Raw genomic sequence first — 20,148 nt, 5'->3', positions numbered from 1 at the left:
CCATGCAAGGCGATTTCTCCGTACTGAACTTCGACCCTCATCAGCACGAGCACGGGGTCAACCCGCCGTCTCTGGGACCGTTGCGCAACCTTAGCGGTGTGCTGCACCAGCAGGGGCGCGTGAACACCGATGCCGATCTGACCGAGGGCGAACTGCTCGAACTCGGCTGGAACGGCCAGGCCGGGCGCGACATCATCGGCGCCGGCGTATGCGCAGTGCCCGCCTCGGAGCCGCAAGGCTTCAAGGTCGAGTCGGCGCAGGTCAATGATGGCCAGGTGCAGGTGATGCTGCGCCCCGGACGCGCCTGGGCCGATGGCATCCTCACCCGTCTGGCGGGCGAGACACCGGACCCATTGGCGTCGGTCGCGCGCCTCGCGACCTATTTCGGACCGCCACTGGCCACCCCTACGCCGACCCCGGATCAGATTGCCGATGGCACGCGCGATGCGGTGATTCTGGAAGTCTCGGAAGAGGCTTTGCACGGCTTCCAGTATCCGCACCGGTTGATCGAGCCGGCGCTGGGCGGGCCGGACACAGCCGAACGCGCCTTCGTCAACTTCCGCATCCGGCTGCTGCGCCTGGCGGAGGGAGAAGACTGCGCCACGATTATTGGAAAACTGCGCGACGATCCATCCGCCAAGGGCCGGCTCAGCGTATCGCTGGTACCCGTGGTGGCGCTCGTCGGCGACTGCCCGGTGGTCGGTGGCGGCGGCTACACCGGCTTCGAGCATTGCCTGTACCGCATCGAGATCGCCGACGTGCCAGCCGGTGCACCGGTGCGCTTCAAGTGGAGCCAGTTCAATGGTGGCCTGGTCGGCCGCGGGCGTTTTGACTCGACCACCGACCCAGACCGCGTGCTGATCGATGCGGGCCGCGCCGCCATCGTCAATTCGGGCCTGACCGAGTTCTACCTGGAGGCCCTGCAATACGACGAGCTTATCGGCGCCTGGACGGTGGTGTACGGCAGCGTAGCCACCCTCAATACCGACCACGACCTGGAACTCGCCTCGCCCGCCAGCTTCGGTGCGCTGCCCTCCACCACCGACTCGGTGTTCTTCCGCCTGTGGAACGGCATCGCCGATGTCGCGGACTTCCCCGATGTGGGCGCCCCCGCCCATTTGCGCGACGGCATCCAGCTCGCGTTCGACGCCGCGGGTGCCGGAAACTACCGACCGGGCGACTACTGGACTTTCAGCGTGCGTGCCGGCGAGATCACCAACCCCGAGGTGCTGATCGACAACGTGCCGCCCACCGGCATCGTCTATCACCGTGTGCCGCTGGCGGAGATCAACTGGACCGGCCGGCGCAATACCGAAATCGACGGCACCATCGAGGACTGCCGCAAGCGCTTCCGTCCGCTGACGAATCAGAAGCTCTGCTGCACCTTCCTGATCGGCGATGGCGTGTCGAGCTTCGGTGATTTCAACTCCCTCGAAGAAGCCGCCATGCACCTGCCGGCAGCCGGTGGCGAGCTGTGCCTGCTGCCCGGGCTGCACCGCGCCAACCTGCGCCTGGAGGGCCGTCGCAACGTGAAGATCCACGGCTGCCGCTGGCGTTCGATGGTGCTGCCGCGCACGGAAACGCGCAGCCAGCCGCTCTTGCACTTCGTCGACTGCGCGGGGATCGAAGTCTGCGATCTCGACCTGGTGAGCTACGACGCCATCGCCGTGCGCATCGATGGCAGCAGCGAAGATGGTTGCCGCGACCTGAGCCTGCACGACAACCGCATGATCGCGCGGACCAATACGATTCGAGCCACCCACGCTGCCGGGCTCAAGATCTCGGAGAATCGCTTGCACCTGCTGGACACCGTCGACGGCCGCGCAACGCTGTCGATTTCCGCCGACGACGTGTTGGTCGAACGCAACACCCTGGTGCTGCTGCCCTTCATCGACCAGACGCCCGAAGAGCCGGATGTACCCGACGATGACCCGACACGCGACCCTGCCGACCCCTGCGCCAGGCCGGATATCCTCTACCTGCACCCGCTGCTGGTGCTGAACTATGCATTCACGGTGTGGGCCGTGCTGATCGCGCAGTTGCTACCGCTGCAGCCCTACCGCGCCATTGGCGGCATCCACGTACGCGCCGGGTCCGAGCGGGTGCGCATCCTGGAGAACACCGTGGTCGGCGGTTCCGGTAACGGCATCACGCTGGGTGGCGACCTCGATCCGGTCGACGCCCCACCGTCGCCCGAGACTCCCACAATCCTCGCGGCTGCAAATGTAAATACTCCGCCACCGGCGAACGTCAACGTCACCTCCAATGGCCAGTTCCTAGCCCTGGTGCAGGACGAACAGGGCAAACCTCTGTCCGGCGTCGATGTCTACCTGGAAGACACCACGGTCGCCACCGACCGCAGCGATGCGCAAGGCATGGCCAGCATCAAGACCGCACCAGGCGTCTACACGCTTGACGTGTCACCGCAATACCGGGTGCTGCGCATCACCGAGGCACGGGACGAAGGCGTGTTGGTCAACGCCGTGACACTCGCCGCCCGCGCCACCTCGCAGGTACGGGGCTTCCTGCACCAGATCAGCATCGAAGCCAATGACATCTCGATGATGGGTTTGTCCGGTATCGGCTTCGCCCCCCGCAACGGCAGCGACCTGAAGGGCCAGACCCGGGCGATTCCTGGCAACGATCCGAAGGCGGCGTTGCTGGCCTACCTCGATGCCGCGTTGCTCAACCTCGCGCTGACACCGCTGCTGCGTGCCACCGATCCCGTACGCGACCTCGAGATCCGGAACAACCGCCTGCACCACAACCTGCGTAACCCCTTCACCGACGCGCTGCTGGCCAACGCGCAGTTCATCGGCCGTGGTGGTGTCTCGCTGGCCATCGTCGAAGCGGCACGGATCAGCGGTAACCACATCCATGAAAACGGCCCCCGCGCCGTCGACCCGGTGTGCGGCGTGTTCGTCGGCTACGGCGATAACCTGGAAGTCACCGACAACGTGCTCGCCGGCAACGGCGCGACCACCACCGGTTTCGAGGACAACCGCAATGCCGGTATCCGTGGCGGCATCTATGTCCGCTTCGCCGGGGCGCTCACCGCGCACCTATCGACGTCCAGTGGCCGCCATGCCGCCCTGCGCGTGCACGACAACCGCATCGACCAACCCGCTGGCCGCGCCCTGACCGCCTTCGCTTTTGGCCCGGTATCGGTGGCCAACAACCACTTCAACAGCGAGTTCAGCGGTCTGTTCGGCTTCCTCGACACGGCTGTGGGCGGGGTGCTGATCCTCAATCTCGGCGGCATCCATCGCTTGCTGGCACGCGTCTACGGCGCCTATCTGGCGTTCGAGCCAAAGGCGCTCAGCACCGGTCGTTTCAGCACCCTGGCCGAACGAGCGCTGCCCGGCGGTGAAACGCTGTTCGACGACAACTATGTGCGCCTGGGCCTAAGCAATCGCTCGATCACCTCGCAGTTGCTGCTGGCCGTGGACGATCTGGGCTACGCCTCGAACACCTCGGCGGTGTATCGCGCCGATCCGTTCTTCGCCAACGCGGTGCTGATGGCCGATACCGTGCGCGCCACGGCCTCACGGCTTCGTGAGGATGTTTCGCGGACGATCTCGCTGCTAACCACGGGCATGCGCATGAACATGACGGCGCTGAACCAGGCCGACCACTGCATCGTCGCCCGGCCAAGCGCAGGGGCGAGCCCCTTGCCAACGGTGGACCAGCCCAACCAGGTGCTGGACGCGGCGCTGTGCAGCCGGCTGTTCGCCAGTCCGTCCTCCATCGGGCAGTTCCTCGCCACTGTGCTGGCAGCCAATGCCGACCAGCTCGGAGGAACGCTCTCGAACAATGCCTTCACCTCGGCCGAACTGGCTACCCTGTCGCAGCAGACCACTGCGCGCGCAATCACCCATATCAACGCGACCCAGGTGGCAATCACCAAGGTCTACCAGGCCGAGGCCATGCGCATGACGACCAAGCATGGTGCCGAGTTCGCGGCCAGCGCCGCCCTCTCCACCCAGGGCCAGGCCGGCGCCGAAACCAGTCGCCTGCTGGCCACCAGCGCTGAAACACTGGCGGTCCACGTACCGGAGGTGCCGGAAAGTGGTTCGACGTTCAGTGGCCGTGTCATCAACGACCGGGGTCAGGGACTGGCCGATTATTCAGTCGTGCTGCTGCGCAGCAACGGCAGCCAGGTGGAAACCGTCGGCCGTACCGATGCCACAGGCGCCTTCAGCGCGTCCTACAACAGCACCCAAACCGTCCGGCTAGGCAAGGAAGGCGAACTGATCGCCTGCGTCACCGACCTCGCTGGCAAGGAGGTGCTGCGTGACAAGACCGCTCTGCGCTTCAGCGCTGGAGCCACGCTGCAAGCCACGTTGGTGGTGCCGGTGCGCGTGGTCCCGAAGTCGGTGCCCGTCAATGGCACGGTGATCTATGGCGCAGCCGCCGAGGCCACGCCTACGGCGCCAGCGCCAGCGCCAAAACCAGCGACCGAACCGGCACCGCAGCCCGCAATGCGCACGCCGCTCGATAAACTCGACCTCGACGATGTCACACGCAAACAGCTCGCTGCAGGCGGCATCCAGGATGTCGAGGGGATCGTTGAAACCAATCCGAAGACGCTGATCAGGATCGTCGGTAGCGCAGAGCAGGCGGAGAAACTCACCGAAATGGCGAAACAGGTGCTCGGTCAGAAGCCACCGCCGAAGCCAACCCGCACCACCCGCTTGACCACGAAGAAAGCCACGCCGAAGAAACAATAAGCCTGACTGCCTGCCGGGCGCCTCATCGGCTGGCCGGCCATATAACCAGGAGGACAGGACACGCCATGGTCATGACACTGCAGGAAGCCCTCCCCCAACGGGCGCGTCGAAAAGACGGGGCAATGCCGACTCCCACAGCCTCGGGGCCGCCGCAATCAGCCGTTACCCAAAGGCGATTTTCGCGCTCACCCTGCGCCTGCGGTGGCAGTTGCCCAACTTGCAGCGCTGAACAAAACCCACTGGGCGCACGCGCCGCGCGCGATGGCGATGTCGCACCTGTAGCCGATGAGGCCGCACCCGCTGCAGAACCCGCAGCGGCGCCTGCGTTCCGAGACTGCACGGAAGGCATCACCGGTATCACCGATGCGAACGAACGCCTGGAAACCGCCCGCCAACGCGCCCGCGAATTCGTCGGTGCGGCTCGGCGTGCCCTCGGCGCCGCGCCGGCTGCGGGCACCACCTATGCGACAGCGCTCGGCCGCCATTTCATTGCCCCTACCGATGCCAACCGCGCAACCATCGAGGACACTTATCGGCAGATCCTCGGCACGCTGGTACCGCGAAACTACATCTGCAACAGCCAGAACATCTGCGGGACCGAGCAGGCCTTCTGGATCGAGAGCGACGACCTGGTGCACGTTTGCCGGCCATTCTGGGAGCTGTCACCGACCTGCCGGGCAATCATCCTGATCCACGAAGGGGCGCATGACGTCGGCATCGGCGTGGCGGGGGCACACCCGCCAAACCGGGGCGATGCCCAGTACCCGGCCGGCAATGTGGCACCGCCGGCGGGTGAAACGACTGCAGGCCGGATGGACAACCCCGATGCATATGCGTTTTTTGGCGCGCACATCTGGCGCGATACCGACACCGGCCGAACCTGCTTCTGATCGGCCGGGCGGTCCTTCGCTCCACGCTCGGCCTTCTGACGGGGTAGCGGCACAACAGGCCAGGAGACAATGCAATGGGTCAGGCATTCCATCCCCCGGAACGATCGCACTCCCCATCGTCTGGGCGCACTTCGCATCATGCGCCGATGCTTATGAGGCAGCCGGCCCGATCGACGAACCAATCGTCCCTGCAACCCATGGCCGGCCGGTGCGCCTGCGGCGGCTCCTGCCCGCGCTGCCGTGAGCCTTCGCCGATACAGACGAAACTGGCGATCAGCGAGCCGGGAGACAGTTTCGAACGGGAAGCGGATCGAGTGGCCAACGAGGTGATGGCAACACCCTCAGCGCCTGCCGTCAGCAGCGTGTCATCTCGCATCCAGCGCTTCGCAGGCCACTCCACCGGACAATCCATTGCAGTGCCCGAGAGCGTCAACCACACGCTGGCGAGTTCCGGTCAGCCACTGGAGCCCGCATTACGGCAGGACATGGAGCCACGTTTCGGATACGACTTTTCCCATGTCCGGGTGCACCTGGGTAGCCAGGCGGAACGCTCGGCCCATGAGATCAACGCCGACGCTTACGCAGTAGGACGCGACGTTGTCTTTGGCTCCGGCAAGTACTCGCCCGAAACCTCGGCCGGCCAACACTTGATCGCCCATGAGCTGGCCCATGTGGTCCAACAAACCGGCTCCGCGGGTAAGGCATCCGCCGGCGCGGGCGTGAATCGCACACTGGCCCGGTACCGCAGCAAGGGCAAGGACACCATTGCCTTCGACGCAGCCAACGAAACGCTTACCGACCCCAAGAAGCAGCCCTGGGTCGACACCATCACCATTCACTTCGACAAGGCAGTGGTCGACGATGGGCACAAGGCCGCCGCCAAGGCCGCTGGCCAACTGGAACCACGCATGCCCACCGGGACCCTGACCGCCAAATACAGTACGAAATCGAGCAAGGTCCCGGCCGATGTCGTGCTGCCGATTGCCGGCGGCTCGACGATGCTCGGCATCGGCCTGACCGACCGTGTGAAGGCTTCCAAGGTCACACGGCTGGAAGGCCTCGGCTACACGGACTCCGAGAACGTCAGACTCGGCAACCTGACCGACCCGGTAGCCAAGTCCGGCAAGGGCGCGCGCTATTCCAAAAGCGGCGCCGGCACCATGAACTACGCGATCTTCTTCAAGGGCATCCAGGCCATTCACGAGGGCCTGCTCAACACCGGCTCACATGCCTGCGTGCACGTTGGCAACCAGACTTCGATTCGCGACCTCAACTTTCACTCGCGGATCGGTGTGACGACGGTGACGGTGACCTACGCCAATTCGGTGCTGGACGATCTGTGCTGTCATCGGAAGAAGACGGGTAACAGCAGCTGGAATACCAATCCTTGCGAGAAAACCAAGTGCCCCTAATCGTTGACCGACCAAGGGATGCGCATCTGGAGGACAAGCATCATGTTGGTGAAGGAACACCGCGCAACGCGAGGGGCGCGGCATGCGACGTTCCATTCAAGGTACCTCTTTCGCCTGGCTCCCGATCCGACAGGTTCTGGTTCCAGGGCGCGCCCGCCTACTGAACAATGGGCACCTATGCGGACTCCTGGATGAGTCACCGAGCTTCGTTGTACAAAACGCTTTGCCCTCCCCATGCGGGGCCTGATGACCTATGTCATCGACAGCCGGCTCCTCCAAACCCATCCCCTCACCGTTTGCGTCTCACGCCCCCGCAAGTTCCCGCCTGGTACCCGCCCGCTACAGCCTCCATGAACGTGCAGCCACCGACTTGTCGGGGCAGTGCCCCCGGCGACTCATGCGGCTGTGGCTGCGTTGAGTATTGCAAGTGGCGGCATTCCTTGTAGGAGCGAGCTTGCTCGCGAAAGGGTCCGGTTCGCGAGCAAGAACTCGGCGTCCCCCCGCTGCTACAAGGCTCTAAGCACGGCCATCGATTGCTAGCAACAGCTAACGTAGACAAAGCCATTCATGCTGCCGACCAGTTTGTTGCCCAGCAAAAAACTGTTCCGGATCAATCAGGACAAGCTCTCCTGCCACGTCGCCGCACTCCTCCGGCAAAAATGATCTATACCAATCTTTGATCAGGGACACTGGTAGCCGGGTCGAGCGTTCTGCTGAGTGTCTGTTGGTAGCTGCCACTAGAACAACTCGCCCATGTGCCGAGAAGGAGCTCCGTGTTCATGAATGTCCTGAAAATCGCAGCCAACGAAGGTGTGCGAAATTGCTTCAACACCACCCGTGAAGTTGTCTCCCTCAAGGAAACCGATTACACCGACGTCGCCGTGGCAGTGTTCTCGCCCGACGATATCCAGGCTGGAGCCTTGGACGCGATTCAACGCACGGGCTTCAACATTCCGATCTTTCTCGTCGCATCGCAGCAGGGGAATCGTGCCCTGGAGGCCTACGCGCTTCTGCGCGAAATGCTGCTACAGGTCACCGGCGTGTTCGATCCCGCCCGCAGTAATGCCGATTTCTACGGGCATCAGCTCGAGGCTGCAGCAAAGGGCTACGAAGACACACTGCTTCCGCCCTTCTTCGGCACCCTCAAGCGCTATACCGAAACCGCCAATGCCACCTTCGCCTGCCCCGGCCACCAGGGAGGTGAGTTCTTCCGCAAGCATCCGGCCGGCCGCCAGTTCTTCGAGTTCTTTGGCGAAACGCTGTTCCGTGCCGACATCTGCAATGCCGACGTCAAGCTGGGTGACCTGTTGATCCATGAAGGCCCGGCATTGGCGGCGCAGAAGCATGCGGCCAAGGTGTTCAACGCCGACAAGACCTACTTCGTGCTCAATGGCACCTCGGCCTCCAACAAGGTGGTCACCAACGCCCTGCTCACGCCTGGCGATCTGGTGCTGTTCGACCGCAACAACCACAAGTCCGTCCACCAGGGTGCGCTGCTCCAGGCGGGTGCCACCCCGGTCTACCTGGAGACCGCGCGCAACCCCTACGGCTTCATCGGCGGGATCGACTTCCATTGCTTCGAGGAAGACTACCTGCGCGAGCTGATCAACGAAGTCGCGCCAGACAAGGCCAAACTGCCGCGCCCGTTCCGCCTTGCAGTCATCCAACTCGGCACCTACGACGGCACCATCTACAACGCCCGGCAGGTGGTCGATCGTATCGGCAAGCTGTGTGATTACATTCTGTTCGATTCGGCCTGGGTCGGTTACGAGCAGTTCATCCCGATGATGAAGGATTGCTCACCCCTGCTGCTCGACCTCAACGAAAACGATCCGGGCATCTTCGTCACCCAGTCGGTGCACAAACAGCAGGCCGGTTTTTCCCAGGCCTCGCAGATCCACAAGAAGGACCGCCATATCAAGGGCCAGCCGCGCTACTGCAACCATGCCCGGCTGAACAATGCCTTCATGGCCCAGGCTTCCACCAGCCCGTTCTATCCGCTGTTCTCTTCTCTGGACGTCAACGCGGCGATCCACAGCGATCGCAGCGGCTTGAGGCTGTGGGGCGACTGCGTGAAGTTCGGCATCAACGCACGCAAGCTGGTCCTGGAAACCTGCACCTTGATCCGCCCGTTCGTGCCTCCCCAGATCGATGGTCGTAACTGGCAGGACTACCCCACCGATGAGATTGCCAACGACATCCGCTTCTTCAAGTTCCACCCACAGGACCGCTGGCACGCCTTCCCCGGTTACGCCGATAACCAGTACTTCATCGACCCCTGCAAGCTGCTGTTCACCACGCCCGGCATCGATCCGGTCGACGGCAGCTACACCGAATTCGGCATCCATGCCGGCATCCTCGCCAACTTCCTGCGGCAGAACGGCATAATCCCCGAGAAGTCCGACCTCAACTCCATCCTGTTCCTGCTCACTCCGGCGGAGGACTGGGCAAAGATGAGCCACCTGGTGGCCCAACTCGCCCGCTTCGAGCGTTTCGTCAGCGACGACGCCCCGATGAGCCGTGTCCTGCCGGCCATCTACGAGGCGTATCAGGACCGCTACCGCAACTACAGCATTCGTCAGCTTTGCCAGGACATGCACGACCTTTACCGCGGTCGCAACGTCAAGCAGCTACAGACGGACATGTTCCGCAAGGCGCACCTGCCGAAAGTGGCGATGCTGCCCCAGGCGGCGCAGATCGAGTTCGTGCGCGGCAACGCCGAATTGGTCCCTCTGTCCAAAGCGACCGGGCGCATCGCAGCTGAAGGCGCGCTGCCCTATCCACCCGGCCTCCTCTGCGTGGTACCGGGCGAAGTATGGGGTGGCCCGGTACTGGACTACTTCCTGGCCCTTGAAGAAGGCATCAACCGGCTGCCGGGCTTCACTCCGGAACTGCAGGGTGTCTACCTCAAGCACGAAGACGGTCGCACCCGCGCGTACGGCTACGTACTGAAAAGCTAGATACAGGCCCTTCGCCTGCGCCGATGCGGTGCGACTCGGCACGGCAGCAGGAGAAGGCGAAGCTCCGACGCAGAACGCTCCTGGCTGACGCGTGCAACGGGACGTTTCTTCGGTAAGCATCAAACAAGCTCGGCAGGGATACCCATGAGTCAATCAAAAACGCCGTTACCCGAGTCGATGAGAAAACGCTTTCCCGTCCTCATCGTCATCAATGCCAAGGCACATGAAGACAGCATCATCCTTCGCAACCTCGAAGCGATCGCCGATGCGCTGCATGAATATGATCTGGGGGTGGAGCTGGTCGACTCGCTGGAGGATGCCGAAATCGCCATGCGCGCAGCCCCCACCTACAGTTGCGTGATCCTGGGCTGGGGCCTGTGCGAACACGACAAGACCAAGGCCCTGCAGCTTATCCAGCTGATTCGTCGGCGCACCGCCCAGTTGCCGATCATCCTGGGCATGACCCAGGCCCACCAGAGCCAGGTGCCACTGGCCTTCGTCGAGAATATCGAGGGTTTCGTCTGGCAGCCCGAAGACAGTCCGGAGTTCATCGCCGGACGCATCCAGGCCGCCGCCTGCCGGTACCTCGACACCATACTGCCACCGTTCTTCGGCGCCCTGGTCAACTTCGCCGGTGCCCACGAGTACTCCTGGCACACCCCGGGCCATACCGGCGGTACCGCTTTCATGAAGACAGCGGTGGGACGCAGCTTCCTCGATTTCTATGGTGAGCAGATGCTGCGCTCCGACCTCAGCGTGTCGGTCGGTGAACTAGGCTCGTTGAACGACCATTCGGGGCCCTTGGCCGAGGCGGAAAAATACGCTGCCCGCGTGTTCGGTGCCGACTTCACCTTCTTCTCGGTCGGCGGCAGCTCGGCGAGTAACGAGATCATCCTGCATTCGGCGGTGACTGACGGCGATACCGTGCTGGTCGATCGCAACTGCCACAAGTCGCTGAACTATGCCTTGAACATGTCCGGCGCGGTGCCACTCTATCTGCGCCCACGGCGTAATGCGCGAGGCTTGATCGGCCCGGTGCCGCGGAGTGAGCTGACCCCCGCCGCCATCGCACAGAAAATCGCGGAAAGCCCACTGGCAAAAGACAAGCAGGCACAGCCTGTGCTCGCTGTACTGACCAACTCGACCTATGACGGCCTCTGCTACAACGTGCAGGTGACCACCCGTGAGCTCAGCCAGAGTGTGGACCGCATCCATTACGACGAAGCCTGGTTCGCCTATGCACGCTTCAACGCGTTGTACGAAGGGCGCTACGGGATGCACCGGGGGGAACGGCACGCCGATGACGCCACGGTGACCGTCACCCACTCCACGCACAAGCTGCTTGCTGCGCTGTCGCAGGCCTCAATGATCCACGTCCGCTCAGGCAAGGTCCCGGTCAAGCCGGCGCTGTTCAATGAATCTTTCATGATGCATACGTCGACTTCGCCGCAGTACAGCATCATCGCCTCCACCGACGTGTCGGCGAAGATGATGAACGATGCCGGCGACTACCTGACCGACGAATCGATCGATGAAGCCATCGCCTTCCGCCAGGCCATGGCGCGCCTCAGTTTCGAAGTGCGCAAGCGCAACGCCAAGGACTGGTGGTTCGGTGTCTGGCAACCAGATGTGGTCGACGGCGTACCGTTCGCCGATCTCGACCCACAGGCCCTGCACCGTAGCGATGCCTGGGTCCTCAAGCCTTCGGCCAGCTGGCATGGTTTCGGCGACCTGGGTAACGACTACTGCATGCTCGACCCGATCAAGGTCACGGTGCTGACGCCGGGGCAGACCCTGGAAGGCGCGATGGAGCCCAGCGGTATTCCGGCCCCCTTGGTGTCGTCCTTCCTTTCCAGCCGCGGCATCGTGGTAGAGAAGACGGAGCCGTACTCGATCCTGCTGCTGTTCAGCCTGGGTGTCACCAAGGGCAAGTGGGGTTCGCTGGTCGCCGGTCTGATGGAGTTCAAGCGGCACTACGACGCCAACTCCCCACTGGAGCAAGTGCTGCCCGGCCTGGTTGCCGATTACCCCGAGCGCTATGCCGGCATGGGCCTGAAGGACCTGGCCGAAGAGATGCACCAGGAAATGCTCGCCACGGACATGCTGCACAACATGGATGCGGCCTTCACCTTGCTGCCCGACCCGGTGTTCTCGCCACGCGCAACCTTCGCCAAGTTGGTCAAGGGCGAAATCGAGCAAATCGCCGTGCGCGACATGCTGGACCGCACCGTCGCGGTTCAGATCGTGCCCTACCCGCCTGGCATCCCCCTGATGATGCCCGGCGAGAAAGCCGGTGCCGACAAGCGAGCCATCGTCGATTACCTGCTGGCGATGGAAATGTTCGACGGACGCTTCCCCGGCTTCGTGCATGACAACCACGGCGTCGAGATCGAGCGAGACGACCAGGGGCGCCTCACGTACAGGATCTATGTAGTCAAACAGTAGGGTTTAGCTCCCCTCCCCTGCGGCAGGAAAACGCCGCCGGAGAGAGGCCAGTGCTTCGGACAAAGCAAGGAGTCTTCGATGGCTGAGTCAAGTAAGAAAATGAGCCTCATGGGGCTCACCACATTGGTCACGGTCAACATGATGGGTTCGGGCATCATCATGCTGCCAACGAACATGGCCCAGCTTGGCGCTGTCTCTTTGTTGTCATGGATCTTCACTGCAGTCGGCTCCATGGCGATCGCCTACTGCTTCGCCCAGTGCGGTGTCTTCTGTGCACGCTCAGGCGGGTTGTCGGCCTATACGGAAGAGGCGCACGCCAAGTCAGGGTTCTTCCTTTGCTCGTATCTCTACTTCCTGTCGCTGGCCATCGCCAACGTCGCGGTCGCCATCTCGGCAGTGGGCTACCTGACGTCGTTCATACCCTGGCTGGGCAGCGGCGCCATTCCACTGTGCATCGGCACAATTGCCCTGATCTGGTTGACCATCCTGGCCAACTTCGGTGGACCGAGCATCACCGGCCGACTCGGCACGATTACGGTATGGGGTGTGATCATCCCGGTAGCAGGGCTGAGCGTGATCGGCTGGTTCTGGTTCAAGACGGATGTATTCGCCGCGGCCTGGAACCCGAACAACATCGCGCTCTCCGAGGCCATCGGCAAGACCATTCCGCTAACTCTCTGGGCGTTCCTTGGGATGGAATCGGCGGCTCAGGCCAGCGATGCAGTTGAAGACCCCAAGCGCAACGTGCCCCTGGCGTGCCTGTTCGGGACCCTTGGCGCCGCCGTTGTGTACATCCTCTCGACAACGGTAATCCAGGGCATCGTGCCCAACGCTGAACTGGCCAACTCCTCAGCGCCGTTCGCCTTGGTCTATGCGCAAATTTTCCATCCCGCGATCGGTAACCTCGTGATGGCGTTGGCCGTGATGGCCTGTGTCGGTTCGCTGCTCGGCTGGCAGTTCACACTGGCGCAAACGGCCAAGATGACGGCCGACCAGGGCATGTTCATGAAACTCTTCAGCAAGGTCAGTGCCAAGAACGCACCGATCATCGGCATGATCGTCTGCGGCGTGTTGCAGACTCTGATGGCCCTCTCGACCATTTCGCCCAACGCCAGTGCCCAGTTCGGCAAGCTGGTCGGCCTGGCCGCGGTGACCAACCTGATCCCCTACGTGACGGCGCTGACCGGCCTGCTGGTCATCATGTACAAGGCCCAGGTCAGCCCAGCTGTATACGGCCGCAACACGGCGGTATTGCTGGTAGCGTGTATCTACTGTTTCTACGCCCTGTATGCATGCGGCAAGGACGCCGTCTTCGGTGGCACCATCGTCCTTGCGATCGGCTACCTGCTCTATGGCTTTATCGCCAAGCGCTTCGTCGATGAACCACCGTCATCGCTGGCCAGGGTCGACAAACCGTAGGCGTTGTCTTCAGAGCCGAAAAGACATCCGAACATGGGGAACAGGATATGAATGTGAAATTGCCCAAACCCGTAAGCATGATGCTCGCGTGCCTGCTCGCGCTGCTGCCGGTTCTGGCCAGCGCCAACACGCTGGAGCGCGTACGCAGCAACAACGCCATCACCCTCGGCTATGTGCGGGACTTCGCGCCCTTCAGCAACCAGGACGGTGACAAGGCCACCGGCTATGCCATCGAGCTTTGCCTGAAGGTCGTCGACAAGATCAAGAGCGAACTGAACCTGCCCGGCCTGCAGGTGCGGTACCAAGGCCTCACGGTCGCGGACGAGATCGGCGCCGTCAGCTCCGGAAAGGTCGACATCCTCTGCACACCCGCCCCGGAAACACTGGCAGACCGCAAGTCGGTGAGCTTCTCGATCCCCATCTACACCGCCGGACTTTCAGCCGTGGTGCGCAAGGATGCCCCCGAACCGCTGTTGCGGGTGCTCAATGGCCAAGTGGCGCATACCGGCCCGACCTGGCGCGCGACCATCAACCAGGGCTTGGCCAACCAGACCTTTGCAGCCATCAAGGACGGGCTCACCGAGGATTGGATTCGCGACAAGACGCGGATGCTTGGCGTGGTGACCACGCAAGTGACGGTCAAGGACAACATGGAAGGTGTGAATCTGGTCGCCGAAGGCAAAGCCAGCGCCTTTTTCTCCGAACGCATGCTGCTCAAGAATGTCGTGGAGAAAAGCAAGCACGCCGAGGACCTGATGGTAGTCCCTCGCCTTTTCGAATTCGTTCCCGTGTCGATGGTGCTCGAACGTGGCGATGAAGACTTCCGTCTGCTGGTAGATACGGTGATCAGCGAGATGTACCGCTCGGGTGAAATCGAGCAGGCATACGCCAAATACCTGGGTGGCGCTCGCGGCACGTCCAAGTTGCTGTTCGAGGTCTACACGCTGCCCTAGCGCTGAGGCCAGCCTGGAGAGCAGGCCGTCATGAAGCAGTTGGCCTTAGGAGCCGAACTGCTTCATGACGGCGGTCACAACCCTCGGGGCGCTGATTCAGGCTTGGAAATCCGTGGATAGGGCCAGATTCCTCCATGTTGCCAGTTCCTCTTCGACGAGGCGGTTCGTGGACTCAATCCTGGCGACGGCGTCACTGCCCAGTGGCAATCGTTGCGGGGGGGTTGGGCGCATCGACCAGCGCCATGATCGCCGTCGCCAATCTGTCCGCGTTACCGGGTTGGGCGTGATTGGCGCCGTGGGCGAAGCGGCGCATCGCGCCGACGGTGTCCTCGTAATCCGGAAGCGGCCTACCCGGATGTGAGTATCGAAGTCTCGGCCGATGACGCACTCGTGGATGTCGTGTCTGCCGGCTTCGACGCTGGCGTGCGTTTCGGCGAACGCCTGGAGGCGGACATGGTGTCCTTGCCCATCGGCCCCGCCTTGCGCTCCGTCGTCGTCGGGGCGCCTGCCCTGTTCCAGCGTTACCCCATGCCGAAGAACCCCCAGGACCTGCACGCCGTGCCCTGTATCCGCCACAGGTTTCCCAGCGGTTCGCTCTACCGTTGGGAGTTCGAACGCGATGGCCAGCAGCTGGAAATAGAAGTCGCCGGGCCCCTGACCCTGGGGGACGTTGGCCTGATGGTCGCACCGGCGTTGCAGGGCACCGGCCTGGCCTACGTCTTCGAAGACATGGTCAAAGGGCACATCGCCGATGGGAAGCTGGTCCAGGTGCTGGACGACTGGTGTCCCTATGACCCCGGGCTGCACCTCTATTACCCGAGCCGTCGCCAGGTTCCCGCCGTACTCAAGGCCTTCATCGAATTCACCCGCGCGGCGCGGCAGACTGGCTAGCGCTTCTCGGTCTTGGGCGTCCCAGGCATCCGGGTTCGGCTCATCGCAATCACGTCCATTGGCTCCGGCCTCCTTGGCGATCGATTAAATGATGAGCGGCATATATGCAGTCATTTAAATTACACTTATCATATTTGCAACTCGCCGCACTGCAGCCCCGCCGCCGAACAAGAGGATCGCCTCATGAACCGCCGTCACGTCGCTCTTCTCGCCTTGATTCCGATCGCCCTGCTGGGGCTCAGTGGCTGCGACAGCAAGGCCGACAGCGATGTCTCGGCACCCCAGCCGCGCGCCGTACTGGTCGCCCAGGTAGAAGCCGCCAACCAGCAGGGAGCGCTTTATACCGGCGTGGTGGCTGCCCGCACCGCCAGCGACCTGGGTTTTCGCGTCGGTGGCAAAGTGATCGCCCGCAAGATCGACCCTGGCACACGCGTATCGCGTGGCGACGTGCTGCTGGTGCTGGACAACACCGACTTCGAACTGGCCCTGCGCGCCGCGCGCAATCGAGTGACCGCTGCCGAAGCCGAACTGCGCCAGGCGCGCAATGACGAAGCCCGCTACCGCCGACTGGCCGGAACTGGCGCCGTCTCGCGACAGGTGTTCGACCAGGCCGCTACACGCCTGCGGGTGGCCCAGGCCGAGCAGGCCGCTGCCACGTCAGAGGCCGCCCAAGTGGAGAACCGCCGCGCGTACTCCACCTTGAAAGCTGACGCCGATGGCGTGATCACCGATGTGCGAGTGGATCGCGGCCAGGTGGTCGCCGAAGGTCAGGTGGTCGCCAGCCTGGCCCATGACGGCGCCCGCGAAGCAGTGATCGACATACCTGAGACCCAGCGCGCCCTCGCCAACCATTCGGCCCGCGCCTATCCCTACGGCGCCGCGGCCGAAGCCGTGCCCGCCACCTTGCGCGAACTCTCCGCCGCAGCGGACACAACCACCCGCACCTTCCGCGCCCGCTATACCCTGGGCGGTGAATCGGCATCCCTGGCCATCGGCTCCACCGTCACCCTGCGTCTGGATGGCACGGCCCAGCAGCAACTGGCGCGCGTGCCCCTCGGCGCCCTGCACGACAAGGGCCAGGGTACAGGTGTCTGGGTCATAGGCGTGGACAACAAGGTGGAACTGCGGCCAGTGCGCGTGGTGCGTCTTGAGCAGGAGCAGGCGTTACTTGAAGGCGGCGTCCAACCCGGCGAGCGCATCGTCGCTCTCGGTGCTCACCTGCTGAACGTCGGCGACAGCATCCGCGAACTGCCAGCGCCGTCGCTGGCCATGGAGCACTGAGATGAGCCGCTTCAACCTCTCAGCCTTCGCGGTGCACAACCGCGCCGTCACGCTTTTCCTGATCATCGCCACCTTGATCGCCGGAGCCATTGCTTTCGGCAAGCTTGGGCGCGCCGAGGACCCGTCCTTCACAGTCAAGACCATGACCGTTACTGCCGCCTGGCCCGGCGCCAACGCGCGAGAGATGCAGGAGCAGGTGGCCGACCGCCTGGAGAAGCGCCTGCAGGAACTGGACTCTTACGACCGGGTGGAAACCATCGCTCAACCCGGCTTCGTCTCGATGAAGATCCAGTTCCTCGACTCGACACGTCCGCAGGACATCCAGGAACTCTTCTACCAGACCCGCAAGAAGCTCTCCGACGAAGCCAAGCGCCTGCCCCAGGGTGTGATCGGACCCTTCTTCAATGACGAGTACTCCGACGTCTATTTTGCCCTCTACGCCCTCGAAGCCAAGCAACTTCCCCACCGCCAACTGGTGCAGATGGCCGAGGAGATTCGCCAGGGTCTCCTGAACCTGCCGGGCGTGAAGAAGGTCAACATCCTCGGCGAACAAGCCCAGCGCATCTTCGTCGAGTTCTCCTACGAGCGCCTGGCGACCTTGGGCCTCAAGCCCGAGCAGATCTTCGAAGCCCTGGCCAAGCAGAATGGTGTAGCCCCGGCCGGCTTCGTCGAAACTGCCGGTCCGCGCGCCTACATCCGCATCGACGGTGCCTTCGACAGCTTGAAACTGATCGAGAACGTGCCGATCAACGCCAACGGCAAACTGCTGCGAATCGCCGACGTCGCCGCCGTGCGACGTGGCTATGAAGACCCGCCCAGCTACCGAATCCGCCACCAGGGCGAGCCGGCGCTGATGCTCGGCGTGATCATGGACAAGCACTTCAACGGCCTGGAGCTGGACAAATCCCTGCAGGTCGAGGAAGACCGGATCCACGCCAACCTACCCCTCGGAGTGCGCCTGGACAAGGTCTCCGACCAGGCTGAGAAAATCCGCCTGGCGGTGGACGAGTTCATGCTGAAGTTCTTCGTCGCCCTGGGTGTCGTCATGCTCATCAGCCTGCTGGCCCTGGGCTTTCGCGTCGGCCTGGTGGTGGCAGCGGCGGTGCCGCTCACGCTGTCCATCGTCTTTGTCGTAATGCTGATGACAGGCCGCGAGTTCGACCGCATCACCCTGGGCGCGCTGATCCTTTCCCTGGGGCTTCTGGTGGACGACGCCATCATCGCCATCGAGATGATGGTGGTGAAACTGGAGGAAGGCCTGGATCGCGTCCAGGCCGCCACCTTTGCCTGGACTTCCACCGCAGCACCGATGCTCACCGGTACCCTGGTGACCGTGATCGGCTTCCTGCCGGTGGGCTTCGCCAAGTCTGGCGCGGGAGAATACGCCGGCAACATCTTCTGGATTGTTGGCTTCGCCCTGCTCGCCTCCTGGCTGGTGGCGGTGTTCTTCACGCCCTACCTGGGGGTGAAGATGTTGCCGAAGATCAAAGCCGTGCCCGGCGGCCATGAAGCGCTCTACTCCACCCGCTTCTATACCCGCCTGCGCGCCCTGGTGAGTGGGTGCGTTCGCCGGCGCGTGCTGGTCACCGCGCTGGTGGTACTGGCCTTCGTCCTCAGCGGGCTGGGCATGGGCGTGGTGAAGAAGCAGTTTTTCCCAAACTCCGACCGTTCCGAACTGCTGCTGGAGGTCTACATGCCGCCGGGCAGCGCCTTCAAGGCCACCGAGGCGGTTGTTGCCCAGGTGGAGAAGGCCCTGCTGGAGGAGCCCCAGACCAGACTGGTGGACGCCTATGTGGGTGGCGGTGCGCCGCGCTTCTTCCTCTCCTTGAACCCCGAGCTTCCGGACCCGGCCTTCGCCAAGATCGTCGTGCAGACCGCCAACTCCAAGGCCCGCGACGCCCTCCGCGAGCGCATGCAGGCACGCATCGCCGCCGGTGAATTCCCCTCGGCGCGGGTACGCGTGACCCAACTGGTGTTCGGCCCACCGGTGCCCTTCCCGGTCGTGTTCCGCGTCTCCGGCCCGAACCTGGAGCAACTGCGGCAGATCAGCGAAGAAGTGCGCCAGGTGGTGGCCGCCAACGCCATGACTCGCGACACCTTCGTCGATTGGGGCGAGCGCGCCAGCTCCTATCGCCTGGTGCTGGACCAGGACCGCCTGCGCCTGCTCGGCTTCACCCCCAATGAGGTGAAGAGCCAGCTCAACGCCCTGCTGACCGGCAACCCGGTGACAGAAGTGCGCGAAGGCACCCGCACCGTCGCGGTGATGGTGCGCGCGCGGAACGCCCAGCGGGAGAACCTCGGCGGCATCGAGGGTCTGACCATCACCAATGCGGCCGGCGTCTCGGTGCCGCTGGAGCAGGTGGGCCACTTTCAGGCGGTGATGGAGGAGCCGATCCTCAAGCGCCGCGACCGCGAACCCACTTTCGAAGTGCGCGCCGACATCATCAAGGGCACCCAGCCGCCGGATGTGGAGAAGGCTGTCTACGCCGAGCTGCAGCCGCTGATCGCCAAGCTGCCGGCGGGCTACAAGGTGACCATCGGCGGTCCGGTGGAGGAAAGCGCCAAGGCCAACAAGGCGCTGGCCGTGCTGTTCCCGGTAATGATCCTGCTGACCCTGGTGGTGATCATGTTCCAGGTGCGCTCCTTCAGCGTGATGTTCATGGTCTTCGCCACTGCGCCTTTGGGCGTGATCGGCGCGGTACCGGCACTGCTGCTGTTCGACCAGCCCTTCGGCTTCAATGCGATCCTGGCGTTGATCGGCATCGGCGGCATCCTGATGCGCAACACCCTCATTTTTACCGACCAGATCGAACAGGAACGGGCCCACGGGCGGGCCCTGCAGGACGCCATCATCGAAGCCACGGTGCGCCGCGCCCGTCCGGTATTGCTCACTGCCCTGGCAGCAGCGCTGGCGTTCATACCGCTGACCTTTTCGGTGTTCTGGTCGTCGCTGGCCTATGTGCTGATCGGCGGCGTATTGATCGGCACCACGCTGACCCTGCTGTTCCTGCCGGCACTGTGCGCCCTTGTGCTGAATGGCAAATCGGTCGAGGAACGAAGCAATGGCGCCCCCGTTATTGGGCCAATCAAGCCCAGGAGCGCACAGGGCTTGGTGTGAGTGGCTTCTGGATATCCTCAGCGAACAGGACTGCAGTGTTCCAGGCTTC

9 protein-coding genes and 2 pseudogenes are annotated in these 20,148 nt (G+C 63.4%); 10 read left to right on the top strand and 1 reads right to left on the bottom strand.

Annotation, left to right across the window (positions count from 1 at the left end; all coding sequences use genetic code 11):
- Positions 1–2 precede the first annotated feature (2 nt).
- From J7302_RS20620 to J7302_RS20590, 7 genes are all read left to right on the top strand, one after another.
- Positions 3–4,730 (top strand): hypothetical protein, encoded by a 4,728-nt coding sequence (locus tag J7302_RS20620; protein ID WP_215378939.1) that lies wholly within the window; start codon positions 3–5, stop codon positions 4,728–4,730.
- Between the two features lie 122 nt (positions 4,731–4,852).
- Positions 4,853–5,620 carry a M35 family metallopeptidase gene (locus J7302_RS20615; RefSeq protein WP_215378938.1) on the top strand — a complete coding sequence of 256 codons (768 nt, stop codon included), beginning with the start codon at positions 4,853–4,855 and terminating at the stop codon, positions 5,618–5,620.
- A gap of 329 nt (positions 5,621–5,949) precedes the next feature.
- Positions 5,950–7,032, top strand: coding sequence for an eCIS core domain-containing protein (locus J7302_RS20610; protein WP_215378937.1), 1,083 nt, complete (start codon positions 5,950–5,952; stop codon positions 7,030–7,032).
- 779 nt (positions 7,033–7,811) lie between these two features.
- Positions 7,812–9,992: an ornithine decarboxylase SpeF gene (speF, locus tag J7302_RS20605; RefSeq protein ID WP_215378936.1), complete on the top strand. Its 2,181-nt coding sequence runs from the start codon at positions 7,812–7,814 to the stop codon at positions 9,990–9,992.
- Positions 9,993–10,136: 144 nt separating this feature from the next.
- On the top strand, positions 10,137–12,437 hold the full coding sequence (locus tag J7302_RS20600; protein ID WP_215378934.1) for an Orn/Lys/Arg family decarboxylase: 2,301 nt from the start codon (positions 10,137–10,139) through the stop codon (positions 12,435–12,437).
- 78 nt (positions 12,438–12,515) lie between these two features.
- Complete coding sequence (potE, locus tag J7302_RS20595) at positions 12,516–13,856, top strand: putrescine-ornithine antiporter (protein ID WP_215378931.1); 1,341 nt, start codon at positions 12,516–12,518, stop codon at positions 13,854–13,856.
- A 47-nt stretch (positions 13,857–13,903) separates the two neighbouring features.
- On the top strand, positions 13,904–14,809 hold the full coding sequence (locus tag J7302_RS20590; RefSeq protein WP_215378929.1) for an amino acid ABC transporter substrate-binding protein: 906 nt from the start codon (positions 13,904–13,906) through the stop codon (positions 14,807–14,809).
- Positions 14,810–14,905: 96 nt separating this feature from the next.
- On the opposite strand, the pseudogene J7302_RS26645 reads toward J7302_RS20590, so the two are convergent.
- A pseudogene (locus tag J7302_RS26645) lies at positions 14,906–15,152 on the bottom strand (short-chain dehydrogenase/reductase); the annotation flags it as partial.
- A gap of 2 nt (positions 15,153–15,154) precedes the next feature.
- Here J7302_RS26645 and J7302_RS20585 point away from each other — a divergent pair.
- From J7302_RS20585 to J7302_RS20575, 3 genes and pseudogenes are all read left to right on the top strand, one after another.
- Positions 15,155–15,700: pseudogene (locus tag J7302_RS20585) on the top strand (LysR substrate-binding domain-containing protein); the annotation flags it as partial.
- A 183-nt stretch (positions 15,701–15,883) separates the two neighbouring features.
- Positions 15,884–16,981 (top strand): efflux RND transporter periplasmic adaptor subunit, encoded by a 1,098-nt coding sequence (locus J7302_RS20580; RefSeq protein ID WP_215378927.1) that lies wholly within the window; start codon positions 15,884–15,886, stop codon positions 16,979–16,981.
- Position 16,982: 1 nt separating this feature from the next.
- Positions 16,983–20,099 (top strand): efflux RND transporter permease subunit, encoded by a 3,117-nt coding sequence (locus J7302_RS20575; protein WP_251702180.1) that lies wholly within the window; start codon positions 16,983–16,985, stop codon positions 20,097–20,099.
- Positions 20,100–20,148: the final 49 nt, after the last annotated feature.

The sequence above is a fragment of the Metapseudomonas boanensis genome (assembly GCF_018704125.1).
GTDB classification, from domain to species: domain Bacteria; phylum Pseudomonadota; class Gammaproteobacteria; order Pseudomonadales; family Pseudomonadaceae; genus Metapseudomonas; species Metapseudomonas boanensis.
This window is presented reverse-complemented; position numbering and strand designations above follow the sequence as displayed.